Here is a 26,543-nt window from a genome sequence, read left to right on the forward strand (position 1 = left end):
GCGTCACTATTGGGAAAGAAGCTGGACGGGTAACCCAGCAGGAACTCAAAGGACACACCATGAAACTCAAGGACATCAAGGCGCTCGCCTCGGTGCAGGGACCGGCCCGAACCGTCTCGGAGCGCCTGTCACGTAAGTGCTACAGCGTGGAGGACATGCGGAAGCTGGCAGCCAAGCGCCTGCCCAAGAGCATCTTCGAATACATCGAAGGCGGCGGCGAAGATGAGGTGTCGCTGCGCCGCAATCGCTCGTCATTCGACGATTGGTCCTTCCTCCCAAAATGGGGTTCGGTGGACAACTTGGACCTCAGCTCAACCCTCCTCGGCGGACCGGTTTCCATGCCGGTGACCCTTTCGCCCACAGGCGGTACCCGGCTGTTCCACCCCCAGGGTGAGTCCGCCGTCGCCCGCGCAGCGCTCGCCGCCGGCATCCCGTATGGCTTGGCGCACCTGAGCACCACCACCATGGAAGACGTCAGTGCCGCGGCGCCGGGACTTCGCCGGTGGTTCAACCTGGAACCAACCTCGGACAAGGGCCTCCTGCAGGCCGTCCTGGATCGGGTGTCCAATTCCGGCTACGAAGCCTTGCTGGTCAATGTGGACTGCCGGGCCATCGGACACCGCGAGCGCGATTACCGCAACGGCTTTACCGCCCCGCCGTCCATCAAGCCGAAGACGGTTGTGGAGGGAATGTTGCACCCTGCGTGGGCGCTGGGGTTCCTGGCCAATGACGCAATTGCCTTCCCCAACCTGGACGCTGAGGTTCCGGCCGGTCCCTTGGCTAGCTCGCCGGACATGTGGCGCACGCTTCTTGCCGGTTCGTATGAGCCCACAGACTGGGACGACATCCGGGACCTGCGGGAACGCTGGAACGGGCCGATCGTCCTCAAGGGAGTAGTCAACCCGAACGACGCCGCGTTGGCGGCTTCCATGGGAATCGACGCCATCCAGGTCAGCAACCACGGCGGACGGCAATTGGACCATATGGCGGCCCCGCTGGATGTCCTTGCCGACATTGTTGAGAGGACTGCCGGCCGGATGGAAATCATCGTCGACGGCGGCATCCGCAGGGGTTCCGACGTCGTCAAGGCGCTGGCTCTCGGCGCGGATGCCTGCTCCATCGGGCGCCCCTACTTGTACGGGCTGGCCGCCGCCAGCGAGGCGGGGGTGGCCCACGTCCTGACCCTGTTCCGGGCAGAAATGACCCGCACCATGATGCTCCTGGGAGTGTCCACCATCGAAGAACTGCGCACTGAAGGCCGGGATTTGATCCGGCACCGCAATGAAGCGTTCACCCGCACCCAACCCACGGAGCCCACCTGGGCTTTGCAGAAATGAGCACCCTGACATGAAAAATCCCCCAACGCTACAACGAACCAAGCTCGGCCTTCCGGTCGCCGTTGTCACTGCAGCGCTGATGCTGTCAGTGACGGCGTGCAGCCCCGCCGGCAACGCATCGGCGTCGAACCCGTCCGGCGGCGCTGCCGCAGCGGGTACCGGTGTCCCTGCGCTGGAAGTCAACCAGGCCGCCGTCGACCTTCTTCCGGAGTCCATCAAGGCTTCCAAGGTGCTGCGCGTTGCCATCCCCACCAACGAGCCGCCGACGCAGTTCTACCGCGAAGGCACGCAGGAAATGACCGGAACCAACCCGGACGTGGCGCGTCTCATCGGCGAGGCATTGGGTGTCAAAGTGGACATCCAGGTGGCCAACTTCGATTCCATCATTCCGGGCCTTGCAGCTGACCGTTACGACATGACTGTTTCCTCCATGACGCCCACGGAGAAGCGGATGGAAGTCCTGGACTTTGTTGACTACATGCAGATAGGCAATGCGATTGCAGTGCCCAAAGGCAACCCTGGTGGAGTCAAGGACGAGAACGCGCTTTGCGGCAAGAAAGTAGGACTCCTCACGGGCTCCTACCAGCTGACCGTGAATGTCCCTACCTATGACCAAGCCTGCACAGCCGCCGGCAAAGACGCCATTCAAAAGAGCGAATTCCAGGACACCCGGCAGGCCATCTCCGCACTGACCAGCGGACGCCTGGACACGGTGCTGGCTGACTCGCCCATTTTGAATTACGCCGCCACCCAGAACCCGCAGATCGAGGTTGCCCGGACATACGAGTTCGCTCCCGTCGGGGTGGGCGTGCCGAAGGAATCCGGCCTGGTGAAGTCCGTATCCGCGGCACTGGATGCCGTGATCAAGAGCGAGTCCTACGTCAAGGTCCTCGGGAAGTACGGCCTTGAATCCAGTGCCATCACCGACGCCCGCGTCAACTTCGCCCAGTAGTGAAAGAGGTGACTGCTATGAATACGCAACCCTCAGCCCCCGATACCAAGGAGCCGGCCACATCAGCGGCCGGTGACTCCATCCCGGTGGTGCCCCTGAAGCACCCGGTCCGTTTGGCCTTGGCGATCGTCCTCATTCTGGTGGCGCTGGGTGCTGCCTGGGATGTCGCAGTGAACGAACGCTACCGCTGGGACGTTGTGGTGTCCTACCTGTTCGCCCCACAGATCCTCGCCGGTGCAGGGCTGACGCTTCTGCTGACCGTAGTTTCCATGACCGTGGGCATCGCGCTGGGAACGCTGCTGGCGATCATGCGGCTCTCCGATAATCCGATCCTGAGCACCATCAGCCGCGGGTATATCTGGTTCTTCCGCGGAACACCCCTCTTGGTTCAGCTGATCTTTTGGTACAACATTGCGGCGCTGTATCCGGTGATCGCTTTCGGGCTTCCCTTCGGTGGACCATCCGTGGTGTTGGGATCGGCAAATGTGCTGATCTCCCCGCTGGGTGCGGCACTGCTGGGGTTGTCCCTTAACGAGGCTGCGTACATGGCCGAGATCATCCGTGGCGGCATCGGCTCGGTGGACAAAGGCCAGTACGACGCCGCCCGGGCCCTGGGCATGAGCGGTGGCAAGCTGATGGGCCGGGTGATTCTGCCGCAAGCCATGCGCGTGGTCCTTCCCCCCACCGGCAACCAGGTCATTTCGATGCTGAAGGGCACGTCCTTGGTGAGCGTCCTGGCGATCTCGGACCTGCTCTACTCCGCCCAGATCATTTATGCGAACAACTACCAAACCATTCCGCTGCTGATCGTTGCGAGCCTCTGGTACCTGCTCATGACCACCGTCCTGAGCTTCTTCCAAAACAAACTTGAACGCATATACGGGCGGGGTTTCGACTCAGCGCCGCGACGGATCCGCAAGCCTAAGACAAGGACAGCATGATGACTACCGCCATGGTGGAAGCCCGGGGAGTCCGGAAGAACTTCGGCGTTATTGAAATCCTGAAAGGCATTGACCTTAGGGTTGAAAAGGGATCGGTGACCTGTTTGATCGGCCCGTCCGGTTCCGGCAAAACCACCTTCCTGCGCTGCATCAACCACCTTGAAAAGGTTGACGCCGGCCGCCTATATGTTGACGAGCACCTGGTGGGCTACGCCGAACGCAACGGCAAGCTCTACGAAATGAAGGAACGCCAAACGGCCCGTTCGCGGCTCAACGCGGGCATGGTGTTCCAACGTTTCAACCTCTTCCCCCACATGACGGTGCTGGAGAACATCATCGAGGCCCCCGTGCATGTGCTTGGCCGGCCCCGGCGCGAGGTTGTGGTGGAAGCGCAGGCACTTCTGGACCGGGTAGGCCTGGGCAACCGCGGACACTCCTACCCACAGGAGCTCTCCGGTGGACAGCAGCAACGCATCGCGATCGCCAGGGCGCTGGCCATGAAGCCCAAACTGATGCTCTTTGATGAACCCACGTCCGCGCTGGATCCCGAACTGGTGGGCGAGGTCCTGGACGTCATGAAGTCCCTGGCTGAAGCAGGAATGACCATGGTGGTGGTGACCCACGAGCTTGGATTCGCCCGGCAGGTGGCCGATCAGGTGGTGTTCATGGACGGTGGCGTGGTGGTCGAAAGCGGCCCGCCCGAGCAAGTGCTGGGCAATCCGCAGCACGAACGCACCAAGGCGTTCCTCTCCAAGGTTTTGTAAGCATCGGTTTTGTAAGAACTCCAAGCACCACGAAAGGCATCACCATCATGACCCGACTCCAAGTCACTACGGACCTCGCACCAAGCCCGGCCGGCCCCTATTCCCAGGCCATCGTGGCCAACGGATTCCTGTTCACGGCGGGACAAACACCCCACCACCCCATCACGGGCGAGCGGGTTGGGATCACCATCGAGGAACAAACCATTCAGGCCATGAAGAACGTGGGCGAAGTCCTGGGTGCCCACGGCCTGGACTTCTCCCACGTAGTCAAGGCGACCGTGCACCTGCACCACCCGGGGCGCGACTTTGACGGGTTCAACGCCATCTACGAAAAGTACGTTGTTGCCCCATACCCGGCGCGCACCACCGTGGGTTCGTTCCTGGGCGACTTCTTGGTGGAGATCGACGTCGTAGCGGCCGTCCCGTAGCAACCGCACCCTCAGGAATGTCGGGGCCAGGGTGCCTGCCTGCCTCAGGCGGCATCCTTGTCCGGGGCGGATGGCGGCTGTCCTTCCACCACTGCGTCACCGACCGGCGCCGTTCCGGACGCCTGGCTACCTGCCAGGCGCCGACGCTCCAACTCGCAGTTGATCAAATCCAGCAGCGCCTGCGCCGGTTCGGATAAGTGATGAGTGTCCGGTGATCCAAGTTGGTCGCAGTGGATCAGCACGTGTCGGATGCGTTCCAGTTCGCGGGAGGGCACCAAGGGCCAGCGGTGGAACAGTTGCCGGACGGCTATTGCTCCGAGGAGGGCATCGGGCTTGTTTGCCACTACATGATTGCCGTGCTGAGCGGCGGCCCGTCGCCTGGCGATCGTGGCCGCCGACAGCGCGACGCCATGGGCCATGAGATTCTCGGCCTTAAGTGAATTCGGGGCCATGTGAGGACCTCCCCGGGTAGGGCGAAGGAAGCCGGATGCCTGACTGTGGAATTAGCTTACAGAATGTGACTTATGTCATGTCAATATTAACGGGAGATATCCGCCGTCGTCATTGCAGAACCGTTCCGCCGCGGCGGCCCCCCGTGTCCTGTGTGCGGCACCGCATCAATAGTTGCGCCGGACCGCCGTGCTGTCCAGGTCGCGGTGATGCCGCGCCCGGCGGAGAAAGCTGCGCAGCGCCTCTGTTTCCGACTGGGTGCGAAGGATGGTGAAGTCCATGATCCCGGCTCGTTCGTCGGTTTCCCACACCCGCCAGCCCGTGCCGTCGCGGTCGATCCAGGTGGAGTTTTGTGAACGGCCGGTCGGACCGAACCAGTTCGCGGTCGCCATGCGATGCGCGGCGAGGTATTCCGCTACCTTCGCCACGGTCAGGAGTTCGCCGTCCGCCAGCAACTCGTCCAGGCCGGGCAGCTCTCGATTGTGCATGGTCCCATTCTCCTTCGGAAGAGGTATTTTGCCACAAAGCATCGACACGATGATGGCCCTGAGGCTCAACCCAGGTGAACGTGCGGGGTATCGCTTGTTCCGCTGAAGGTCCTACGGTCGATCCTGATCAGGAGCAGTGCGACGGGGACGATCAGCAGCGCCACTCCGGCGGCCCACAGGAACACCAGCGAGTAGCCCGAGGTCAGCGCAGCCAGCGTCCCGCCGCCGAGCGCTGCTGTGGCCGCCGCCGCGATGGTGCTGAAAAGCGCAATGCCCAGCGAGCCGCCTATCTGCTGTGATGCGTTGACCAGCGCGCTCGCGACGCCGGCATCGTCCTTGCTCACTCCGAACAGGGCCAGGTTTTGCATGGGGACAAAGACCATTCCGAGGCCTACGCCCATGAGGATGAGGGCCGGCAGCATGTTGACGGCGTATGTTCCCCCGGGAGTGACTTGGGTAAGCCACAGCATGGCTGCAGCCATGAAGATAGGCCCCAAGCTGGGGATCCTTGCCCCCAGCTTGGGGAGGTTCTTCGCAATAAGGCCAGCAGTGACGATCAGGACCACGGTCATGGGTAGCGAAGCGATTCCGGCTGCGAAGGGCGCGAAGGCCAGTACGATCTGCAGATAGAAATTGATGAACAGGATGCCGCCAATCAGCACCGCTCCGGCCAAGAATGAGGCCAGGAAGGCAGCCGCCCGGTTGCGTTCTGTAGCGACGTGCAACGGCAGCAGTGGATTCTTGACCTTTCGCTCGACGGCGACGAACAGGACCAGCAGGGCCACGCCTGCGGCGATGAAGCCCCATGACTCGATAGCCGCCCAGCCGTGTTCGGCATTCGCGAAACCGTAGACGAGGGCGCCCAGGCCGGACGCGGCAAGAACGACGCCGGGCCAGTCGTATTTGGTGGAGCCGCCCGCTTTGCTTTCGCTCACCAGGGTCCAGACGCCAACGAGGGCGATGATGGCGATGGGGACGTTGACGAAGAAGCACCAGCGCCACGAAACGAACTCGGTGAGGAAGCCGCCAAGCAAGACGCCTGCGGCCGCGCCCACCCCGCTGATGGAACCGAAGATGGCGAATGCGGTGCCGCGATCCTTGCCTCCCGGGAAAGCGACCGTCAGCAGGGCCAAGGCTGCGGGTGCCAGGAGTGCAGCAAAGATACCCTGCAGGGCACGGGCCCCGATCAGTTCCCAGGGCTGCTGGGCCAGGCCACCGATGAGTGAGGCGATCGCGAAGCCCGCGGAGGCGGTGATGAAGGTCCGCTTCCTGCCCCAAAAATCAGCGATCCTGCCACCTAGGAGCAGAAACGCGCCGAAAACCAGTGCGTAGGCCGTGACCACCCATGCTCGGGTGGAGTCGCTGATGCCCATTTCCATTTGAAGCCGGGGGAGTGCCAGGTTCACGATGGTTCCATCCAGGACCACCATGAACTGGGCAAGCGCGAGGAACGGCAGGGCCCGCCAACCCATCGCTTTCTTCCCGTCCGGTCCCCCCGAGGGAGTGGTCTTATCGAGCAGTTGTGAGGTCACGGGGCACCAATCATCGAAGTAGTAATACTTACAAAAGTATAAGTACTTTTGGAGATGACGGTAAGCGTAGGTGACGTGACGTCGCTTACGCCCGGGTGGACTTGGTGGCGGGGCCGTTCACGTGGCGCTCAGGCTCGGATAGTATTCCCGCCAGCTTCTGCAACGCCGGAAGGCTGGCTTGGATGAGTGCCCGTTCCTCGGGGGTGAGTCGCTCGCTGGCACTGTCCAGAACGCTGGCCCACACCCCGTCCAAGAGGGCCTTGATCCTCTTGGATTCGGGCGTGGGGTGTAGGGAAACGTAGCGCTTGTCCGATGCGTCTTTTACGCGCGTGACCAGCCCGGCAGCAACCAACTCACGGAGCTGGACACTGACATTGCTGAGTTGGCGTCCCAGGCGTGCAGCGACTTCCGCCACCGTGACGCCCGGGTGGCCTTCCACCACGCGAAGAATTTCCAGGACGCCGTTTGAGATGGGTGGCAGGCCGGTCTCATTGAGTGACTTGCGCCGGATATCTGACGAAATGTCAATCATGCAGACGGCCAACGCCGCAAAGTCCACTGGCTTTTCTCCCATTCGTCAAGCATAGGTGGGGCGCATCGCCGGCCCGTCTTGCTCGCGGTAGGTAGCCCGCCCTAGTCATTCATCCTTTTGCCCGAACAGGCGCCGCATGCCTCCGCGCGCCAGCATCAGGACGATGATGAGTGCAGTAACTGCGAAGAATCCGCCGAGCTGAACGGCGTCACCAAAGGCGAACGCCACCAGCTCGAGAACCAGGAACTTGCTCCCTGGCAGAATAAGGAGCAGCGCCACGATGCTAATGACCCGGACAACGACGGTCTTCCCGCCCCGAATTCGCCCCACGATCTTTTTCTTGGCGAGCAGCACAATCTCAAGCACGATCTTGAGCAGGATTGCCGTCAGCAGGGCCAGTAGGAACGACTCGGAAATAACAGCCGGGAGTAATTGGATAAAAACGCCCAACACCACCAGATAGACCAGGACATCCACAAGATCGATCGGGCGGATCCGCATTCGGTGAGCGTACCAACCATGGAGATGATGGCATAGGGATATCTGCCAGCACGTTCCGATTGCTAGGCTGGACTCATGACCCGTCGCCTAGCCGCCCTGTCCGCCGCCCCGTTGTTGTTGCTGCTCGTCGGGTGTGGAGCCGTGGAGGAAGCTGCCACAAACGCTGCCAGCGACGCCGCCTCGAAGGTGGCCACGGCCGCCGCCGATGAAGTGACCAAGCAGGTCTGTGCTGTAGTTCAGGACGGCCTGGTCAGCGTTCAGGACAAGCAACTCCTAGTCGGCTTGGTCTCGGCCGCCGAAGCTGCCGGTGTCCCCGCAGAGATTACGACGCCGTTGAACCAGATCGCGGAAGCAGGAGACGAAGTGCCGGCTGAGTCAGTCCAGGCATTGAAGGATGCCTGCGCACCGTAGTAACTGGTGCCCGAAGCGCCCGGCATCCCAATGATTCGCATCTAGGTGCGGACGAGTTGTCGGCGGGCACGATGAGGCGGTTCCTGTCTTGAAGGCGGGGGCCTCTCGGTACCTGATGGTTCGCCATCCGATGATGACGCGTCACCCGATGAATTGGGGTCGCTTTCGCCTCCTGAGGCACGCTCATAGCCCGGCAATGGTGGCGCAGTGGATTGGTACGTGTGCCCGGTTGGTGTGCTGAGCTCCATGGTGTGGACCTCTCCTGAGAGCGGTTTGCTGTTCCATCCGGGGTTTTCTTTGGTGTGGTTGCAGGCTTCGCAGAGTCCTGCGCCGTTGTTAGGTGTGGTGGTTCCGCCGGAGCGCCAGGGGACCACATGGTCGATGTGCCGGATGGGCGCGTCACAGTAGGGGGTGCGGCAGGTGTCGTCCCGGGCCTCGATGAATCGTCGGAGCCGGGGTGGGAAGAGTCGGGCTTTGGAGTCCATGTTCAGGAGTTCGCCCGTTCCGGGTGCGGTGTAGAGCCGCCGCAGCCACACGGTGAAGTCGCGGTCCGGAACTGGTGAGCCTGCCTGGCCGGTCGCCAAACCACTTGCTTCGTCTGCTTGAGGTTCACGAAGTAGTTTCCTGGCCCACTGGGCCGGGACGATTCCATAGCCTTTGAGCCGGGCCGGTTCGCTGTCTGCCTGAAACAGGGCCCGGTCCGTCATCACGAGATCGAGGTTGATGCCCGCGACCCCGCCCGGGGTTCCGGTAACGCGTTCGACCAGGGTGTCAGCCATGACCTGACCGCGGGATCGGCAGTCACCGCCGGCCCGGGCAGTATCAGCCTCACGGGTCAGCGCCGCATACGCCGCGACGCCTTGGGCCACTGGCAGGAGGGCGGTCAGGTAAGTCATGGTGTCCGGGGCGGGTCGCAGGCTCACGGTCCGTTCAGTGGCTGCGTGACTGGCGCGTTGGGCCACCGAACGGGGATCACGACGATACGCGGCAGCCTTGACCGCGGCGATGATGGCCCGGTCGCCCTTGCCTTCGAACGTCCCCCAATCGGGGGCGAGTTCCTCATCCACCGCGCACCGGTCCTCCACGGACAGGCACGCTGTTTCCTTCACCAGCTGCATGGCCCGCCATTCATTGAGCTGGCCGGATTCCAGGGCAGCCAGTGTGCGGGGCATCTCCGTCACCAACGCCCTCGCCAAGCCCAACAACCGGGAACCCTTATTGGGAGACTCCCTCCGAGCCAACGCCACCTGGGCCCCGACACCCTGACCCTGCTCGGACGCAGGAACACCAGCAGCGGCCTGCTCGGCCCGCTGCGCAAGATCAAAGGCCACAGCAGCCCGCGCCTGCAGGCCCGTAATGGCCGACTTCAGCTCCTCCAACCCCCGGAGCTGATCAATCAGCTCTCCACTGGAGCCGGCAAGCGGAACAGAGCCAAGGAGCGCAATGAGGTCAGACACCCGGGGCGCCGAGCAATCGGGCAGAGACCCAGAGGCAGGAGGTGTGGAGTCGTCGGACAGAGGCCCCGAGACGCGATCCAGCGCTACGCCTGACGGCGTCTGAGTGGCTCGAATCGGCTGCATGCCTCAACTCTTGCAGCCCACAGCCAGCACCATCAGGCCCCAACATTCATATGTGGAAAACCAGCCCGCACAAGGCCAGAGAGTCTATCTCCTGAGCCCGCTGGGCCGTCGCAATGAGTTGAGATGTCACCCCTCAGCGATGGTGCTCAACTCCAGCCATCACGCTCCTGGCCCGCACCGTGACGGCTGCCCCGAGAACTAGAGCAGCAGCAACAGCCGCGGCCACCGCCGTCGGGAATGACTCGGGTGCGTCGGCGCTGCGGCCCACGGTGATCCACAAGAGGCCCCACGCGATTGCAGCCGCCAACGCGAGCCGGCCGTGACCCTTGATTGCCAAAGCGATTCCAACCACGGCTACCACCACCAGCACAGCCACGGACCAGATTTCGGGACGCAACCCAAAGCCCTGAAAACCAGATGCCTTCAGAGCCGCCGCGATGTTGGCGCATGTGGCCACACTGACCCAGCCCAGATAGAGGCCCAGGGTCCCGTCCACCACCACAGCTTCAACCCAGGAGCCAGCGCGGCTCTGGCTGTAGCGGAGGAATGCCACCACGAGCGTCGCCAGCAGGGCCAGGATCACCACAACACTGACCAAAAGAAGACCCGCCTGCACGGACAGGATCCACGCCGCATTGAGAATCATGGACGCCGCAACCATCCAGCCAAGGGAGCGCTGCCGTTCCGAGGACCGCTGCGAGGGCAACCACTGCCACACCGTGTAAGCAACAAGCCCGGTGTACACCACGGACCATATGGAGAAGGCAGGCGTGGCTGGCGCCAGCAGGGTTGAGTCGGCGGCTAGGGCGCCGCCGGCGGCCTGCGCGATCGGGGTCCCGCCAAAGACTCCGACGCCGATCATGGAACCAACAATGCAGATCACCAAGCTCACAGTGACTGCGATCTGCCGCCGAAGATCCGGGCTTTGGGTTGCCATGTGCAGTGCCTCTTTCCTGGTGCTGTACGGGGGTGGGATGTGCGGGGTCATGCATTCAGGGGGTACGTGACTTACTATCAAATTGCTAGTGAAACGAGCTTTACGCTTATCGAAGGAACACGGGATGGACGCTCAAAGTCACGCAAAGGGCTATTGGTACGGCAAGGACCCTGGTCAAAAGGCCATAGCCATCGACGTGCTGAACGCCCTGCGGGATTACCGTGCTTCCGAGCAAGCGATGCGGCGCAGGACGCGTTCGTCCATGGGCATGGGCGAAAAGGACCTCCTGGCGCTGCGCTATCTGTTCGAAGCCGAGGCCGACGGCAAGGTGATGAAGCCGAAGGATCTGGGCGACAAGCTCGGCATAACGTCGGCGTCCATGACAACCCTGATCGACCGTTTGGTGGAGTCCGGCCATATTCGGCGGGAACCCCACCCCACCGATCGCCGTGCACTGATCCTGAAGGCAACGCCTGGCTCGGACCAGGAAGTACGGCATACCTTGGGCGGCATGCATCGGAGGATGCTGGATGCGGCCTGCGCTTTGACCCCCGAAGATTCCCGGGTGGTGGTGGGCTTCCTGCAGCACATGCGCGAAGCACTCGACACGATCGATGACGAGACTGAAGACGGTGCGCATCCTGAGGGGCCCGCCCAGTCATGACGTGAGGCTCCACTGCAGGATGAAAATGAGCGTCACCAGGAATCCTGAACCGTAGTTGAGCCAGATGAACCGCCGCCATGCCACATTGGTGCGTGCCGCCGTCGTGTCCGTGACGTTCCAATAGCGTGCGCAATTGATGATGTAGGGGACGGCGATGATCGCCGCGAGCGGTCCGGGCCACGGAGTGGCCAGCATGGCCAGTCCGGCAACCAGCCAGAGCACGACGGCGAGCCTCACCGTCCGGCGGGCACCGATGACTGTTGCTATGGAGCCGATCCCGGCCTGACGGTCGGGTTCGATGTCCTGGACGGCGCCGAACGCATGGGCCGCCATGCCCCACAGGAAGAACGCCACCAGAAGGATCACCAGGCCGGGCGTCACGTCCGCCCCCGCCAAGGCCAGTCCGACGACGGCGGGACTCACGAAGTGCGTACTGGACGTCAGCGAGTCCAAGACAGGGCGTTCCTTGAAGCGGAGTCCTGCGACGGAGTAGGCCACCACGGCGAAGGCGCTGACGGCCAGGCTGATCCATGCCGCAGGCCCGCCGGCGAATGCCAACACCAGCAGGAAGGGAACGTTGGTGATGGCTGCGAGCCACAGCATGGGGCGATGGAGCCTCGGCTGGAGGAGCGCGCCTTCCATGCCGCCTTTGCGCGGGTTTTTGAGGTCCGACTCGTAGTCGAAGACGTCGTTGATCCCGTACATGGCCAGGTTGTAGGGGATCAGGAAGTAGAAGGTGCCCACGATCAACACCCAGTCGATTTCCCGCGTGGTGAGGAGCATGGCCGCGGCAAACGGGTAGGCCGTGTTGATCCAGCTGACCGGCCGTGATGCGAGTAACGCCTGTGGGATAAGGCCTTTGAGGTTACCCCCACGGTTGGATTCTCCGGAACGCTTGCGCGTCAGCCACATCCACAGACCAGGCAATGCCACGGCGCCGGCCAAGGGGTAGGCGAAGTCCTCGATGGGTGCCAGGCCTACTTTGAGGCCAAGGATGTGTGCGGAGTCGTAGTGGAAGAGTTCCATGCCGATCATGACGGAGTCGAACACCGCCGTGAGGACGGCCAGCGCAGCGAATGCGAGGCCAACGGCTTTCCAGTGTTTGCCGCTTTCACCAGGACGGGCGCCCTGACGAGCAAAGATCACACCCGCGGCGACTGCCGCGGCGATGAAAGCGAGCGCGAGCCACAGGTAGGTCATACGTTCTCACGCTCCCGTGCTCTTTCACTGCGTTTGGCCGGAGTCCGGTCAAGAAGCTGCCGTGCGCCTGTGTACAAAACCATGGTGCACAGCACCAGGAAAAGCAGGAATACGGGTTCCTCTATTGGCAGTTCCGGTGCCAGGAGCAGCCCGGTGGCGATAGTGCCTTCGCCGCGCAGAAAGATCCCCAGGCCGATGCCGGCCACGTCCCAGCCGAGCAGGAACAAGACCCCGACGGCGGTCACGATCGCCGCCGCTTTTGCGTCCCGCCAGAAGAACAGGCGGAAGCGGTGGTCGAGCAGAAGCATGCAGGTGATGCCCATGACTAACGACGCCAAGTAGAGAAAACCCATCAGCCAATCCTGCTAGCTACAGGCCTCACAGTGGAAGGGCCGGTGCTGTGATCGCCGCGGATCCGCTTCAGGACCAGCTCGGCACTGATGAGGCACATGGGCACGCCCACGCCAGGAGCGGTAGTAGCCCCGGCGTAGTACAGGCCGCGAACACGCTTGGAAGCATTCTGGGCCCGGAACATGGCGCTTTGCTTCAGGGTGTGTGCCGGTCCCAGCATGCCGCCGCGCCACGAGTTGTAGTCCCGGGCAAAGTCGGCCGGTCCGATGGTGTGCCGGACCACCACTCGTTCGCGGAGATCCGGAATGTTGGCCCACTGGGCGATCTGGTCGATGGCGGCGTCGGCGGTCCGTTCGATGAGTTCATCGCCCGCACCGTCGGGTCCGCCAGCTCCCAGCGAGGGGTCGGCGGGGATGGGAACCAGAACAAAAAGATTCTCGTGGTCCTTGGGTGCGACGCCGGGGTCGGTGGCGCTGGGTTTGCACACATAGATGGAGGCGGGATCCGGGATGCTGGGGTCGTCCCCGAAGATTGAGGCGAAGTTGGCCTCCCAATCCCGGGTGAAGAACAGGGAGTGGTGGGGAAGATCCGGCAGGGAACCTTTCACGCCCAACATCACCAGGACTGCGCCGGGCCCACTGGTCCGGCTCTGCCAGTACTTCTTGTTGTAGCTCCGGTCCTGGACTCCGAGTAGTTGTGTCTCGGTGTGGTGGAGGTCGGCGCCGGAGACAACTTGGTCGGCAACGCTGTAGTGCTCCGCGCCGGAACTGTCGCGCCATTTGACGCCGGTGACTTCCCGGCTATCTTTGCCTGTAAACCACGCAGGAAGTTCCAGGCCGTCAAAGCGCCCGATCTTCTTGGGGTGGGCCGCCTCGCGGGTGGTGATCTTGAGGGCTTCGGCCCCCGTGTGGATCCTGACTCCCGCGTCGATGGCCAGGGTTTCCAAGCGTTCAACCAGCGCCCAAAAACCGCCCATTGGGTATTGCACGCCGTCGCCCAGGTCCAAGGCACTCATGAGGTGGTACATCGCCGGAGCAGCGGACGGGCTGGTGCCCAGGAAGACCGCCGGGTAACCGAGGACCTGGCGAAGGACGGGGTGCTGGAAGCGCTGCGAGACGTATTTGTCCAAGGGCGTCAGCAGTAGCTGGGCGAGCTTGGGCAGGCTCCGCACAACGTCCGGTTGAAGCAGTGCCTGCAGTTTGGTGAACGGGTTGTAGAGGAAGAACCGTTCAGCCATCTTTGTGGTGTGTTGCGCCGAAGCGAGGTAGGAACGGAGTTCCTTGGCGCTGCCGGGCTCAACGCTTTCGAAAGTGTCCAGAACCTGGTCGCTGCCAAGGGGGATGGTCAGCGGGTCCGGCCGCACGCCGTCGTGGTTTGGCTCGCTGAAGATGCGGTACGCGGGACTGAGCGTGCGCAGATCCAGCTGTTCGGCGGTGCTGGTGCCGAGCAGCTCAAAGAAGTGATCGAAGACGCCCGGCATCAAGTACCAGGAGGGGCCGGTGTCCCAGCGGAAGCCGTCGCGTTCGAGGCTTCCGGCGCGGCCGCCCACTTGGTGGCGTTGTTCGAGGAGCTGGACCTCGTGTCCTTCGTGGGCGAGGAGTGCGGCGGTGGCAAGCCCAGCGATGCCACCACCGATCACCACTGTCCGGGTCATCGCTGGAGCTCCATCCACGTTGAGGCGACGGCACGGGCGGCGAGCCCGGCTTTTACCGTGTCCGGTACCCGGACCCGGGATCTGTAGAGCTCGTCCACGGTGGTCTGCTCAATTCTGTCCGTCAGTGCCTGGAACAGTGCTGAGGCGCTCCGGACGGCGGCCCTGGCGTCACGCGGCAGCAGGGGAATGACGGCGTTGGCATCGGCCAGCTGCGCACGGATGGTGCGGACCCATTCCATGCGCTCGCGGTCCTCAAGGTGGTCCGAGGTGCCAAGGTAGCTTCGGCCCAGGCGGGTTGTGTCGTCGGCCAGGTCCCTCAGGAAGTTGATGTTCTGGAAGGCAGCACCCAACCTGCTGGCGCCGTACTCCAAAGCCGCGGCGTCGCCGTCGTCGATGCTCTCATCCCGCATGAAGACGCGCAGGCACATCAGCCCCACCACCTCGGCGGAACCGTGAACGTAGCCGTCGTGGGCGTCGGCGTCGAAGCGCAGCGGGGCCTGCTGTGGGGCTACAACGGGCGAGCCTTCAGTGTGCTCGCCAAGGTCCGTGCGCATGGAGTCAAAGAACGGATCGATGAGCGAGTCATCAATCCTTGCGGTGCGGGCTGTCTGGGCGAACGCGTGGATGATGAGGTCGCTGCTGTAGCCGAGCTGGACGGCCCTGTGTGTCTCGTCAATGAAGTGGGTCAGGGCGTCGCACTGCTCCTGGTAGCTCAGGCCGGCTTCGGCCGTCACTCCGTCAACGAGTTCGTCGGCCACCCGCACCAGGGCGTAGATGTTGCGGACGTGCTGGCGGTGCCGGGAACCCAGGAGCCTGCACGCCAGGCCAAACGAGGTGGAGTAAGCGGAGATGACCTGGTTGGCGGCACGCTCGGCCGTGCGGGTGAAATGCGTGAATGAGGTATCCGTCGCGACGCTCATGATTGCCGTCCCTCCAGCTGTCCCGCGAGATCGAGCATCACGTTGCGGACACTTTCCGGGATGGTGCTGGTCAGTTGATGGTTGAAAGCTTGCATTTGTTCCTCGATGAGGCTTTGGACAAATGCCTCGGCCCCGCAGTCGGTGAGATGCCGGCGGACATGCTCGCCGTCTCCGACGCTGAGTTCGGGCCTGCCGAAGAAGGGTTGGATATCCGTCCACGCGATGGTGGTCCGTGCGTGGGCGATGATGGCCGTCTCCTTGCCTTCGCGGAGGTCCGAAAAGGGATCCTTACCGTGCCGGCGAGGATCCCCGAAAGTGGACAGGAGGTCGTCCTGGAGTTGGAAGGCGAGGCCAAGATGCCTGCCGGCTGTTGCCAGCGCATTTTCGATCCCGAAGTCGGCGCCGGCCAGCGTAGCGGCGGCTCGTAGCGGAAGTTCGAACGTGTAGGTCGCTGTCTTGTAGCCGCACATCACCAGGATGGTCTGGAGGTCCGGGGCAATAATGCCGTCGCCCAGGCCCACGTCCAATTGTTCGCCCGCTACGGTCTCGTTGATGGTGTGTTCCAGGAGGTCCAGCAGCCGCAGGCGGAGCTCGTGGGGGAGGTCTGCGCGGGCAAAGGACTGGTGTGTGGCGGCAAGGAGCATGTCGCCCATCAGGATGCCGCCGGTCTGGGCCCAATGAAGGCCGTTGCCGGATCGGGCGCTATCTTCGCCGGTGGTTTGGGCGCCGGCGGTTTGGGCGCGGGCGGTTTCGCCGGCTTCGGCGAGGAGGGATCCGATCAGGTTGGGGTGTCCGCGGCGGACGAGGTCGCCGTCGATCACGTCATCATGCAGGAGGAAGGCGTAGTGCAGGAGTTCGATGGCGGCGGCGATGCTGATGGCGGTTTCGCGGTGGCGTGGTTGTGCGGAACGGCGGTGTTCCTGCTGTAGGGCGTCGTAGGTCTCCATGAGCAGGAGCGGCCGAACGAACTTGCCGCCGAGGACGTTCTGGCCGGCGAGCGCCCAGAGTCTGGCGAAGTCCGGTCCGTAGGCTGTTGCTGCGCTGGCCCTCTTGCCGATCAGCCCGCTGAGCTCGTTCTCGATCGCGGTGCAGAGATCGGTCCGGCCACGGACGGTGTTTGAGGTGACGGTCATGCTTGGGCTCCAGCTTGGAGTGGCAAGGCGTCGGCCTCGAGGAGCTGAGGGAATTGAAGTCCAAGCCAGGGGCTGAACGCGGCCGGCGTGTGTTCAAGCGCGTCGGCGAGCAGCGCAGGCGAGATCCAGGCCCAGTCCGCAACTTCGGCGGGATTTGGCTTCAACACCCCGGCGATGCGGGCTGTGTATACGGGGCAAACTTCATTCTCGACGATCCCCAGGGGGTCTACGGCCCTGTAACGGAAGTGCGGGAGGACCAGGTCAATCCTGGTGACGTCTACTCCGAGTTCGAACTGTGCCCGCCTGAGGATGGCGTCCTCGAATTCCTCGCCGGGGCCGGGGTGGCCGCAGAAGCTGTTGGTCCACACCCCGGGCCACGTCTTTTTCTCGGGTGAACGGCGGGTGAGGAGAACTTCCCCGACCTCGTTGAGCAGGTAGCAGGAGAATGCCAGGTGGAGGGGGGTGTTGAGTGTGTGGACTCCTGCTTTGGGAGCCTGCCCAATGGGCGTTCCTTCGTCGTCAAGGAGGACTACCATCTCTGTCGCGTTCATGTTGCGCCTTCCTCCACACCTTCGTTTCTGCCTAAACCTGAATATTGCTAGACAAGCTAGAAGAAAGGCTACCATGTAGGAAGTTAGGTGTAACATACCAAACATGTCCAGATCTGAAGATATACCCGAAGAAGCCGGGACCCCGGTATCTGCCGGCATTTATCATCTGGACGCCAATGACCCACATAAGGAACTGGTGGATCGCTCCGGCCTTTCCGGCGAGGACGTTGAGCAGATCAGCGAGCTCATGGCAGCGCTGGGACGGCTGCGCGAGGCCGAAGAACGCCTCTCCGACGCCTCGCTCAGATACATGAAACTCAACCAATCGGACATGCGCGCACTGCACTATCTGATTGTCTGCGCCAATCACGGTGTTATTGCCACACCCGGCGCCATCGCGTCCAGATTGCACATCTCGACGGCGTCAACCACCAAGCTGCTCGACCGGCTGGAACGCGCCGGGCACGTCACACGACACGCCCACCCCTCCGACCGCCGCGCGCTCGCCATCGCCATTACTCCCGAAACGCACGCGGCCGCCATGAAGACCGTCGGCCGGCAGCAAGCCAAGCGGTTCCTGGCCGCAGCACGCCTCACCCCCTCCGAACGGAAGACGGTTGCGCGCTTCTTGGATGACATGGCGCAAGAGATCGAGGTTTCCGGTGAAGCGTGGGCTGGTTCTGGGGCGCAGCCCGGGGTTTAGGACGGAACCCGGCACCAGTGCTGGACGCTCAGTTCAGGAATCTCAGTACAGGAAGATCGGCAGCCAGTCCCTGTTGTGCGCATGAACCAGCGCGAGGAACAGCACCAAGTCGAAGAGCAAGTGCACGGACACCACGTAGGTGAAGGATTTGGTGAGCTTGAACGTGTAGCCCTGGAGCAGGGCGAAGGGAAACGTCAACAGCGGACCCCACGACTGGTAGCCGATCTCCCACAGGAATGACGAGAACACCGCTGCTTGCAGGAGGTTGGCCAGCCAGTCCGGAAAATGTTGGCGCAGCAGGGTGAACGTGGTGCAGATGAAGAACAGTTCGTCCCAGATTCCCACGGCGTTAACGCCAAGGAAGAGCCTCCAGAAGATCTCCGGATCGGAAGCATCCGGCCAGTTTTGGTAGACGCCCGTCCTGATCAGGTACACCGGCAGGATGAAGTACCCGAGTGCAACCACGCCTATGAGGTACAGCTTCGCGGCCAGCGGCCACTTGCGGCCCGTGTTCACCGGGAATCTGATGATGTCTTCCCGGTAGAGGAACCGCGACACGAGCCACGGCAGCAGCACAGCCAACGCCAGGGCGCCACCCATGAGTGCCATGTGCTCTGTGCTGAGGTCAGCGTTGAGGGGCACCAGGCTGAAGATGGTCATGCCGGCCGCGATCAAGGCGAGGTGCCGCATCAGCCGGTGGTCGATGAACGCCGCAGTCAGTACGCTGGCCACCAGCAAGCCGTAACCGAGCAGCCCGTTACCCAAGGCAAAGAGCGGCACGCCGGACAAGGAAAGCAGCGCCGCTGGCAGCAGCTTCCAGGTCAGGGCGGTCCGGGGCAATTCCATGGACATGGTTGTCACCCCTCCAGCATGTCAGGGGTTCGTGTCCGGCAACATGTTTTCCCTCGTCAGGAGTCATCCCGGTGTCTCAGGTGCAGCGATTCGTCTGTAAGATTCGTGACAGGGCCCACATGTTTTCGTGGGGCCGGTCATGGCTGGCTTTGCCCAGTGGGGGACACACAAAGGAATAATTTATGGCTCAAGACGCGGGCTCTTCACGACCGGAAAGCGGCGACTCCACAAAGGGTGACGCTGAGGCATCACCGGCCGGAGAAGACATGACCATGCGCGAACAAGTGCTGGACATCATCGAATCCATCCTTGCCGACAGCGATGCGCGGAGCGAAGGCGTCAGGAACAATCTTCGCGCGCTGCTTGATGCACGCCCCGAAGACCCGGAGCGCGTTCTGCTGGAGCACTTGCTGGGGACCCGCAAGACGCAGGGCTCAACGGCCAAGGTACCGGTCCAGCGTGAAGCAGCCAGCCTGCACTTGGAGTCCTCGGACATAGCCCGGACCGTATCGGTCCCCGTCAGTCATGAAGTCCGCGAAGGTATCCAATCCATCCTCGCGGACAAGCTCCTGTTGACAGCCTTCCAGCCTGTTCACGCGCTGCCCGGCGGCGAAGTGGTGGGTGTGGAGGCGCTCACCAGGTTCGTCGGTGAAGATGGCGCCGGTGCAGATGTGTGGTTCAACGAGGCAGCGGCAGCCGGCTTGGGCACAGAACTCGAAATTGCGGCACTGCATTGCGCCCTGACGGCCGCACACGATGTCCCCGAAAACATGTCCGTTGCGCTGAACCTCACTCCCGCAACGTCCAGCGACCCCCGTGTGCGGAACCTGCTGGCCGCGGCGACGCTCGCCCCGGACAGGATCATTATTGAACTGACGGGCAGTTTGGACGTGGTGGGAGGGCAAACCGGCGCCGACGGCCTGGGCCCTCTGCGCGCCTTGGGTTTGCGCCTGGCCATCAGCGCGTCCGGAGCCGCTCTGGTTTCCATGGAACGGATTGAACAGCTGCGCCCGGACATCATCAAGCTGGATCGCCACTTGATTGAAGGTATTGAAAGCAACGACGGCCAAAAGACACGGGCCAGGGCCATCGTGGAGCTCGCGCGGGAGATCGGTGCGGACATCATCGCGGAAGGCATCGAAACGGCCGCCGAACTTGATGAAGTCACTGCGTTGAAGGTGACGGCAGCGCAGGGGTACCTCTTGGGCCGCCCCTCCGTTCACCCCTTGGACTGGTCCGCGTGGAGCATCCGTGCGCAGACCGAAGCACAGCCCGCAGGCTAGCCAACTGCCCGGCATTTGGGTGACTCGCGTAAAGTAGCATGCGGGGGTTTTTCGGTCCCAAAAAATCGGGGACTGCTAAGGCAGGGACCCACCTAGCCAGGAAGTTCTTCGTTGATGGACAGTTTTTTCAGTATGCTCGCGGATCTTCGCGATAAAACAATCCCAGCGAGGTTGGCGGCACGCATGAACTCCCCGCGGGGCCTTCTGTGGGGCTTCGTGGTGATTCACCTGGTGTTTCTGGTCTTCGCCGCCGTGCTGTCGTTGCGCGGGGAGGCCTTCAGCGACACCTTTATCTACCGTGACTGGGCGCTCGCAGGATTCAACGATGCCAACCTGAGCGGTGGTCCCAGCCCCTGGGTGTACCCCATCCTGGCGCTGATTCCCATGGGCCTGGCAGCAGTTGCCGGCCCCGGCCCTTTCTTCTTTTTGTGGGTCCTGCTCACCACGCTGTTGAACGGTTGGGCGGTCCTCAAGCTCACTGACCGCGGCCGTCGGCAGGAAGCAATCCCCGCTGCCTGGTGGTGGCTGGTCTTCGTCTTCCTCATGGGCTGGCTGGGCTTCGCCCGTGTTGACGGGCTGACTGCCCCCATAGTGCTGGTGGCACTGGTCTACGGCGCCACGCGGCCCTTCGTCGCGTCGATCCTCCTGAGCGTCGCCACCTGGGTCAAGGTCTGGCCCGCGGCCGTCATGTTGGCCCTCTTTGCAGTGGTCAAGAAACGCCTGCACGTTGTGGCGGCAGGAATTGCGACGACGGCGGTGGTGGTTGGGCTGGCCGCGGCAGTTGGCGCCGTGCCCAAATTGCTGAACTTCCTGACACAACAGGGAGACCGTGGCATGCAGCTCGAAGCGACCTTCACCACTCCATGGTTGTGGTTGTCGGTCCTCGGCGTCGGGGATTCGCGCATGTACATGAACACCGACATCAACTCCATGCAGGTTGACGGACCCGGTACAGCGTTCATGTCTGTGCTGATGCAGCCGCTGCTGCTGTTGGCCGCGGCCGCCGTCGCCGGTTTGACCTTCTGGGCATTGCACAAGGGAAAGCTCAGCGGAGGCGTGGACCGCACGGAACTCCTCCTTTCAGGAGCCCTCACCCTGGTGACCGCCTTCATCGTTTTCAACAAGGTGGGTTCACCACAGTTCATGGTGTGGCTCGCTCCGGCCGTGGCTGTGGGACTTGCGCACAACTTGAAAGAGTGGCGCGTGCCGGCCACCATGCTCATAGTGATCGCCGTCGCCACCTACTTCATTTACCCGCTCTTCTATGATGCGTTGAGCCACAACAATCCTTGGATGGCACTGGTCCTTACTATCCGTAACGTCCTGCTGGTGGTCCTCTTCTTCTGGTCAGCGCGTCGCTTGTATTCCCTGGGCCGTAAGCCATCCGTGGTCACGGCACCTGCAGGCAAGGAGCACTAAGATTTCAGCGACGTTCTTCGACCGGCTGGTCCAAATCCGCAGCCGGGTCCTGCCCCCTGCCGTTGTGGCGTGGTTCGCCCGCCCCTCCAGCGTGTGGTGGGGATTCGCCGTGGTCCACTTTTACTTCCTGTGCTGGATGGCGTCCTTCTTCCTCAACGGCAACACCTTCAGCGACACTGAGCAGTACCGTCAGTGGGCGATGGATGGTTACAACCCGGAGAACCTCAGCGGGAAAATCAGTCCGTGGGTCTACCCCGTACTTGCCCAGATTCCCATCTTCTTGGCAGGCATTGCCGGTCCGGATCTCTACTTGTTGATGTGGACCCTGGGGATCACTGCCCTCAACGCCCTGGGCCTCTGGTACCTGACGCGCGGCCCACGGCGTGTTACCGGGATCGCGCCCGCATGGTGGTGGCTGTTCTTCACCGTGTTCATGGGGTATCTCAGCTTTGCCCGGGTTGAGGGCATCACAGCCCCCATCGTGCTGATCGCGTTGATCTGCGCAGCCCAAAGGCCCGTTGTTGCCTCAGTTCTGCTGAGCATCGCGACGTGGATCAAAGTGTGGCCGGCAGCAGTGCTGGCACCCATGATCATTGCTTCGAAGAACCGGCTGCAGATGGTCGCTGCCGGGGTGGGCGTCACCGTCGTCGTAGGCCTTGGAACGTACCTCGCCGGTGGCTTCAGCCACATCCTGGACTTCTTGATCAACCAGGGTGAGCGCGGCATGCAACTGGAAGCTACTTTCTCCACGCCCTGGGTGTGGCTCAGTGTCTTCAACATTGCCGGATCCAAAATGGCGGACAATACGGCCATCAACTCCACGGAGGTTTACGGGCCCGGTGCCGAGGTTGCTGCGTTCCTGATGCAGCCATTGCTGATAGTTGCCGCTATCGCGGCCGCCATCCTTCTCATCCGTGCCTTGAGGCGGGGAGCGGAGCGCGAGGAACTGTTCCTCGAGGGCGCCTTGATGATGACTACCGCGTTCATCGTGTTCAACAAGGTGGGCTCGCCGCAGTTCATTATCTGGCTGGCCCCTGTGATCATTGCCGGGCTGACGCACGACTGGAACCGTTGGAAGGTGCCGGCAGCCTTGCTGATGGCCATTGCCATGACCACGTTCGTGATTTATCCGCTGTTCTACACCCCGCTCATTCACGCCCACCCGGTCATGGCTGCGGTGCTGACCACCCGGAACGTCCTGCTGGTGGTACTGCTGTGGTGGTCGGTGCAGCGGACAGTGGAACTCGGGCGGCGAGTAAAGCACGACGACGCCCCGGTGGTCCCGAAAGCGCTCTAGCGGATAGTCGGAGGGCGGTGGAGCAGGCGACGGTCAGTCTGCCCCACCCAGCGCGATAACTTGCCTTGAACCAGCAGCCTGCGGGTATGGATGTCCAGGAACACCAGGTAGAACGCGAATAGCAGCGCAATGGCGAATGCCAGCGAGGACAGGTCCACGGAGACCTCCACAAAGGACCATACCGACAACTGATCCTGCGCTCCGAACACCACAAAGAACGTCACCCCCACGTAGAGGCACCGCATCTGCCAGTCATCCCTGATCCCCGTCACAGCCAGGAACGGGACGAACCACAGGATGTACCACGGCTGGATGATGGGGGAGAGCAGCACGATCGCCGCGAAGGCAAGCGCCATTCTCCGAACCACCCTGGAATGGTCCCCGCGGAACATCAGCACCAGCACCAAGGCCACAGCGCCCCACTTCATGGCGGCTCGCAGAATGTCCGCCATGGCATTGCCGGGAAGCCCCAGGGCATTGCCGAGGAACTCGATCTGCTGGCCTATGAAGCCGGACGGCGAGTAGCCCGTAAAGCCGGGGGTGGGGTCCGTGATGGCCCACGCCCAGCCCAGGCCAAGGCCGTATGGGATGCCGCTGATCACCAGGATGGCGAAGCTAATGCTGGCCGTTGCTGCCCAGATTCCAAACTTGCGCGGCCAGGACGCACCGGCACCTGCCCACATGAGCCCGATAAAGGGGAGCAACAAGACGGTGGCGGGTTTGATTCCGACGGAAAGTGTCACCAGCAGGATGCCCAGGAGTGGCCGCTTGGTTGCCGCGAAGTAAGTCCCCGCTACAGCGAAGCCCACCATGATGGCGTCGTTATGGGCACTGGCCACGAAACTGATGAGGAACAACGGGTTGGCCACCGCGATCCACAGCGCACGTGCACCGTTGATCCCATGGAGCTCCGCGAGCTTGGGCACATAAATGACGCACAACAGCACCCCGCCTGCGGCAAGTAGCCGGAACAGCAGGACTGATACGTCCGGCTGGGCGCCCGTGATGGCAACCACGGCGTGGGCCATCCACAAGAAGTAGGGGCCGTACGGAGTACGGGCTTCCGCCCACGCCGGGTCCGCGCCCAAGGCGAACCAGTTGTTCAAAGCCGAGATGCCGACGTCGTAAGGGTCCTGGCCCTCCATCATCAGCCGGCCTTGGCCTATGTACGCGTAAACGTCACGCGAATAGACGGGCACAGCGAACAGCAGGGGAAGAGACCAGGCTCCGATCGCAGCGACAATCGGTTTGAGGGAGTTCCCCTCCCAGCTGCCCATCCGTTGGCCCAAACGCAGCCAGGAACGCACCAGCAACATGGCACCCACGGTCAAGAGGACAGCGGAGACCGTGACGCCCCAGCCCTCAGTGCGCAGGGCAATGACTATGGGATGGCGGATCATGGGGGAGCCATTGGCGATCCAGCCGATGCCAATAGAACCGGCAAACATGAACAAGGAGCCAAGGAACCCCTGCAAAATAGCGGGATACGCAACGGGCTTTGTTGCTGGTGTTGTTGGTTTCGGGGACTTGGTAGCAGTGGAGGTAGACGGGCTTGCTGCTGCTGAGGTCTCTGGATGTGGACTGGGGGTACTGCCTGCCGTCATGACTGGTCGGTTCCCCCACTCACGGTATGGCGCTTCCAAGAAATGAAACGCGGATTGAAGCCGAAGAGCTTGTACTTGCGGCAAGTGAAATTTTAGCGTCGATCCAGCCAACACCACCACAGGCGCGGCAAAGGGTGACGGACTCCATAGCCGTGCACCGTTATACCGCGGAATATTCCCCTGATGTCATGACTGCTGAGGAGTGGTCCCCGGGTCCCGGCCTATATATGCTCCTGGAGGCATGCTTGCTCCGAATACGGGGCCTGGCTCCGGCCGCTTTGCGTGCCGCCCGTCGTCGGCCTTTCGCTGCGTCAAGCGGCGCACCACCCACGGAAACAGGTGCTCCCGCGCCCAGATCATGTCGCCCGCGCGCGCCTCACGCCAGTTCCGCTCGGGCAGGGCCTTGGGCGTCAGCGGTTCCAGGGAATGCGGGACGTTGAGTGCATCGAGCACCATGATGGCAATGGTGTGTTGACCCAGCGGGGAAAAATGTAGCCGGTCCGCATTCCACATGCGGGGGTCCGTGAGTTGGCGCAATGCCCAGAGGTCGGCGATCAGGGCATCATGCCGTGCCGCAATGACCCTGATGTTCTCGTTGAAAATGGCCACTTTGCCGCGGGCGAGCCCCAGCACAGGGGTAGCGCCAAAGTCCGGCCCGGCAAAGAGCAGGATGGTTGCGCCGGTAGCTGCCAGCCGCTCAACACCCGCGTCCAGCTCGAGGGCGAGCTTGTCCGGATCGCTCCTGTGGAAGAGGATGTCGTTTCCGCCGGCGTTGAGGGTGATCAGATCAGGGCGCAGCTCGATTGCCGGGCCCACCTGCTCGTCGAGTATTTGGTGGAGCAGCTTTCCGCTGATGGCCAGGTTGGCGTAGGCGAAATCCTCATGACCAGTGCTCAATTCCTCGGCAACCCGGTCCGCCCAGCCTCGGAGGCCGCCGGGGCTCCGCGGTTCGGGATCCCCCAAACCTTCCGTGAACGAATCGCCCAAAGCCACATAACGGCTCCACGGGTGCTGGCCGGTCCGGAAACTTCCGGAACCGGCCTGCCCCGAGCCATCCGTATATTGGGCGTTCATCTCCCCATAGTGCGCCGAATCATCGGGTTTTAGTACAGTTAATGCCCCTAAGAGCGCGTCTTCCGGGCGATATCTGTATCGAAAACCCCCATCAACCGCTGCATCTGTTCCCCGGCGTCGCTCCCCGGCGCCGGGGTGTAGACCACTATGTGCAGGTCCGGCCTGTCCGAAGGCGAGACCTGGTGGTGCTCCATCTGCAGCACTCCGACGGCGGGATGGTGAAACTGCCGTTCGCGGGACTCAAAGCCCAGGATGTCGTAGCGGTCCCAACTTTCCTGGAACTCCGGGCTGGCTTCCTTGAGCCGCTCCACTTGGTAGGCCACGTCCGGGTCTCCCAGCCGCTGCCCGGTTTCTGCCCGGAACTCCGCAAGGAACCTTTTGCTGGTGACGTCCCAGTCCGGGAGCAGGTCCCGGACATAGGGGTCAGTGAACACCAACCACAACAGGTTCCTGTCCGCGGCGTCGAACGTTCCTATATTCGGGTACAGCGCCTCATAGGCGCGGTTCCACCCGGCCACGCCCCAGTCCGGGGACAACGCATAGGACGGGTTGGGGTCCAGCGCGTCCAGAAGCCGTTGCACATGGGCGGGGGCATCGGCCGCCACGGGCCCTTTGGGCAGGGCAGAGGAGTAGCCACCCAGGGACAGCACGTAGCTTAGGCCGGTGTCCGAGAGGTGCAGTGCGCGGGCTATGGATTCCAGGACCTGCCGCGACGGGCTGATGTCCCGGCCCTGCTCCAGCCAGGTGTACCACGTGACGCTGACCCCGGAGAGGAAGGCGATCTCTTCCCGTCGGAGACCGCGTTCCCGGGACCTGCCCACCGGGGGCAACCCGTAATCGGAACGCAGGGCCTGGGTCCGGCGCGTCCTGAGGAACAGTCCCAGTTCTTTGCGTCTCTCATCTTTCACGGGCTCAACACTATTACTCTGGTACTACCAGTACTAGTAGCAGCACCGTCTTCCGCCCTGTGACGAACGACAGCAGG

28 protein-coding genes are annotated in these 26,543 nt (G+C 62.7%); 11 read left to right on the plus strand and 17 right to left on the minus strand.

The annotated features are described in order from the left end of the window. The first annotated feature begins 59 nt into the window (after positions 1–59). From ACZ5J0_RS01570 to ACZ5J0_RS01590, 5 genes are read left to right on the plus strand one after another with little or no spacing between them, the layout of a single operon-like run. On the plus strand, positions 60–1,337 hold the full coding sequence (locus ACZ5J0_RS01570; protein ID WP_464094013.1) for an alpha-hydroxy acid oxidase: 1,278 nt from the start codon (positions 60–62) through the stop codon (positions 1,335–1,337). A gap of 10 nt (positions 1,338–1,347) precedes the next feature. Beyond that, entirely contained in the window at positions 1,348–2,289 is a 942-nt protein-coding gene (locus tag ACZ5J0_RS01575; RefSeq protein WP_464094014.1) for an ABC transporter substrate-binding protein, read from the plus strand. A gap of 17 nt (positions 2,290–2,306) precedes the next feature. Beyond that, positions 2,307–3,230 carry an amino acid ABC transporter permease gene (locus tag ACZ5J0_RS01580; RefSeq protein ID WP_464094015.1) on the plus strand — a complete coding sequence of 308 codons (924 nt, stop codon included), beginning with the start codon at positions 2,307–2,309 and terminating at the stop codon, positions 3,228–3,230. Continuing rightward, positions 3,230–3,994 carry an amino acid ABC transporter ATP-binding protein gene (locus tag ACZ5J0_RS01585; RefSeq protein WP_284705371.1) on the plus strand — a complete coding sequence of 255 codons (765 nt, stop codon included), beginning with the start codon at positions 3,230–3,232 and terminating at the stop codon, positions 3,992–3,994. The genes ACZ5J0_RS01580 and ACZ5J0_RS01585 overlap by 1 nt, the downstream gene beginning before the upstream one ends. A 47-nt stretch (positions 3,995–4,041) precedes the next feature. Next, on the plus strand, positions 4,042–4,422 hold the full coding sequence (locus tag ACZ5J0_RS01590) for a RidA family protein (protein ID WP_142937015.1): 381 nt from the start codon (positions 4,042–4,044) through the stop codon (positions 4,420–4,422). A gap of 44 nt (positions 4,423–4,466) precedes the next feature. Here ACZ5J0_RS01590 and ACZ5J0_RS01595 read toward each other — a convergent pair whose 3' ends face one another. From ACZ5J0_RS01595 to ACZ5J0_RS01615, 5 genes are all read right to left on the minus strand, one after another. Next, positions 4,467–4,874: a hypothetical protein gene (locus ACZ5J0_RS01595; protein ID WP_223941521.1), complete on the minus strand. Its 408-nt coding sequence runs from the start codon at positions 4,872–4,874 to the stop codon at positions 4,467–4,469. Positions 4,875–5,039: 165 nt separating this feature from the next. After that, positions 5,040–5,360, minus strand: a complete 321-nt coding sequence (locus ACZ5J0_RS01600; protein WP_464094016.1) for a hypothetical protein — start codon at positions 5,358–5,360, stop codon at positions 5,040–5,042. A gap of 65 nt (positions 5,361–5,425) precedes the next feature. Continuing rightward, a complete protein-coding gene (locus ACZ5J0_RS01605) occupies positions 5,426–6,892 on the minus strand; it encodes an MFS transporter (RefSeq protein ID WP_464094017.1) in 1,467 nt (488 codons plus the stop codon). An 85-nt stretch (positions 6,893–6,977) separates the two neighbouring features. Next, on the minus strand, positions 6,978–7,466 hold the full coding sequence (locus tag ACZ5J0_RS01610) for a MarR family winged helix-turn-helix transcriptional regulator (RefSeq protein ID WP_464094018.1): 489 nt from the start codon (positions 7,464–7,466) through the stop codon (positions 6,978–6,980). Positions 7,467–7,529: 63 nt separating this feature from the next. Beyond that, positions 7,530–7,925, minus strand: a complete 396-nt coding sequence (locus ACZ5J0_RS01615; RefSeq protein ID WP_166841118.1) for a hypothetical protein — start codon at positions 7,923–7,925, stop codon at positions 7,530–7,532. Between the two features lie 75 nt (positions 7,926–8,000). On the opposite strand from ACZ5J0_RS01615, the gene ACZ5J0_RS01620 reads away from it, so the two are divergent. Then, a complete protein-coding gene (locus tag ACZ5J0_RS01620) occupies positions 8,001–8,336 on the plus strand; it encodes a hypothetical protein (RefSeq protein ID WP_166841119.1) in 336 nt (111 codons plus the stop codon). 41 nt (positions 8,337–8,377) lie between these two features. Here ACZ5J0_RS01620 and ACZ5J0_RS01625 read toward each other — a convergent pair whose 3' ends face one another. Together ACZ5J0_RS01625 and ACZ5J0_RS01630 are read right to left on the minus strand one after the other, a co-directional pair. After that, positions 8,378–9,916 carry an HNH endonuclease gene (locus tag ACZ5J0_RS01625; RefSeq protein ID WP_464094019.1) on the minus strand — a complete coding sequence of 513 codons (1,539 nt, stop codon included), beginning with the start codon at positions 9,914–9,916 and terminating at the stop codon, positions 8,378–8,380. Positions 9,917–10,049: 133 nt separating this feature from the next. After that, positions 10,050–10,853, minus strand: coding sequence for a tryptophan-rich sensory protein (locus tag ACZ5J0_RS01630; protein ID WP_464094020.1), 804 nt, complete (start codon positions 10,851–10,853; stop codon positions 10,050–10,052). Positions 10,854–10,977: 124 nt separating this feature from the next. On the opposite strand from ACZ5J0_RS01630, the gene ACZ5J0_RS01635 reads away from it, so the two are divergent. Continuing rightward, positions 10,978–11,517, plus strand: a complete 540-nt coding sequence (locus ACZ5J0_RS01635) for a MarR family winged helix-turn-helix transcriptional regulator (protein ID WP_208096357.1) — start codon at positions 10,978–10,980, stop codon at positions 11,515–11,517. Here ACZ5J0_RS01635 and ACZ5J0_RS01640 read toward each other — a convergent pair. Genes ACZ5J0_RS01640 through idi form a run of 6 tightly spaced genes read right to left on the minus strand, consistent with a single transcriptional unit; the run spans position 11,512 to position 17,326 of the window. Next, a complete protein-coding gene (locus ACZ5J0_RS01640) occupies positions 11,512–12,717 on the minus strand; it encodes a prenyltransferase (RefSeq protein WP_464094022.1) in 1,206 nt (401 codons plus the stop codon). The two genes, ACZ5J0_RS01635 and ACZ5J0_RS01640, sit on opposite strands and share 6 nt — an antisense overlap. After that, positions 12,714–13,070 (minus strand): lycopene cyclase domain-containing protein, encoded by a 357-nt coding sequence (locus ACZ5J0_RS01645; protein ID WP_223941525.1) that lies wholly within the window; start codon positions 13,068–13,070, stop codon positions 12,714–12,716. The genes ACZ5J0_RS01640 and ACZ5J0_RS01645 overlap by 4 nt, the downstream gene beginning before the upstream one ends. Beyond that, positions 13,070–14,722, minus strand: coding sequence for a phytoene desaturase family protein (gene crtI, locus ACZ5J0_RS01650; protein ID WP_464094023.1), 1,653 nt, complete (start codon positions 14,720–14,722; stop codon positions 13,070–13,072). The genes ACZ5J0_RS01645 and crtI overlap by 1 nt, the downstream gene beginning before the upstream one ends. Beyond that, on the minus strand, positions 14,719–15,642 hold the full coding sequence (locus ACZ5J0_RS01655; protein ID WP_250821681.1) for a phytoene/squalene synthase family protein: 924 nt from the start codon (positions 15,640–15,642) through the stop codon (positions 14,719–14,721). Before ACZ5J0_RS01655 ends, crtI begins: the two co-directional genes overlap by 4 nt. Further along, positions 15,639–16,775 carry a polyprenyl synthetase family protein gene (locus ACZ5J0_RS01660; protein WP_142937002.1) on the minus strand — a complete coding sequence of 379 codons (1,137 nt, stop codon included), beginning with the start codon at positions 16,773–16,775 and terminating at the stop codon, positions 15,639–15,641. Before ACZ5J0_RS01660 ends, ACZ5J0_RS01655 begins: the two co-directional genes overlap by 4 nt. After that, complete coding sequence (gene idi, locus ACZ5J0_RS01665) at positions 16,772–17,326, minus strand: isopentenyl-diphosphate Delta-isomerase (RefSeq protein WP_166841126.1); 555 nt, start codon at positions 17,324–17,326, stop codon at positions 16,772–16,774. The genes ACZ5J0_RS01660 and idi overlap by 4 nt, the downstream gene beginning before the upstream one ends. Positions 17,327–17,429: 103 nt before the next feature. Between idi and ACZ5J0_RS01670 the strand changes: the two genes are divergently transcribed. Continuing rightward, positions 17,430–18,029, plus strand: a complete 600-nt coding sequence (locus tag ACZ5J0_RS01670) for a MarR family winged helix-turn-helix transcriptional regulator (protein ID WP_166841127.1) — start codon at positions 17,430–17,432, stop codon at positions 18,027–18,029. Positions 18,030–18,071: 42 nt separating this feature from the next. On the opposite strand, the gene ACZ5J0_RS01675 is transcribed toward ACZ5J0_RS01670, so the two are convergent. Next, complete coding sequence (locus ACZ5J0_RS01675; protein WP_166841362.1) at positions 18,072–18,875, minus strand: CPBP family glutamic-type intramembrane protease; 804 nt, start codon at positions 18,873–18,875, stop codon at positions 18,072–18,074. A 188-nt stretch (positions 18,876–19,063) separates the two neighbouring features. On the opposite strand from ACZ5J0_RS01675, the gene ACZ5J0_RS01680 reads away from it, so the two are divergent. The 3 genes from ACZ5J0_RS01680 to ACZ5J0_RS01690 all read left to right on the plus strand — a co-directional run bounded on the left by ACZ5J0_RS01680 (position 19,064) and on the right by ACZ5J0_RS01690 (position 22,880). After that, positions 19,064–20,164, plus strand: coding sequence for an EAL domain-containing protein (locus ACZ5J0_RS01680; protein WP_166841128.1), 1,101 nt, complete (start codon positions 19,064–19,066; stop codon positions 20,162–20,164). Between the two features lie 114 nt (positions 20,165–20,278). Then, entirely contained in the window at positions 20,279–21,583 is a 1,305-nt protein-coding gene (locus ACZ5J0_RS01685; protein ID WP_464094024.1) for a glycosyltransferase 87 family protein, read from the plus strand. Positions 21,584–21,647: 64 nt separating this feature from the next. After that, entirely contained in the window at positions 21,648–22,880 is a 1,233-nt protein-coding gene (locus ACZ5J0_RS01690; protein ID WP_187697066.1) for a glycosyltransferase 87 family protein, read from the plus strand. Here ACZ5J0_RS01690 and mptB read toward each other — a convergent pair. From mptB to ACZ5J0_RS01705, 3 genes are all read right to left on the minus strand, one after another. Next, on the minus strand, positions 22,877–24,484 hold the full coding sequence (gene mptB / locus ACZ5J0_RS01695) for a polyprenol phosphomannose-dependent alpha 1,6 mannosyltransferase MptB (RefSeq protein ID WP_464094025.1): 1,608 nt from the start codon (positions 24,482–24,484) through the stop codon (positions 22,877–22,879). The two genes, ACZ5J0_RS01690 and mptB, sit on opposite strands and share 4 nt — an antisense overlap. 186 nt (positions 24,485–24,670) lie before the next feature. Further along, positions 24,671–25,558, minus strand: coding sequence for an SGNH/GDSL hydrolase family protein (locus ACZ5J0_RS01700; protein ID WP_464094026.1), 888 nt, complete (start codon positions 25,556–25,558; stop codon positions 24,671–24,673). 47 nt (positions 25,559–25,605) lie between these two features. Then, entirely contained in the window at positions 25,606–26,466 is an 861-nt protein-coding gene (locus ACZ5J0_RS01705) for a helix-turn-helix transcriptional regulator (protein ID WP_250821676.1), read from the minus strand. Positions 26,467–26,543: the final 77 nt, after the last annotated feature.

Source organism: Arthrobacter sp. DualSoilB13 (genome assembly GCF_055389195.1).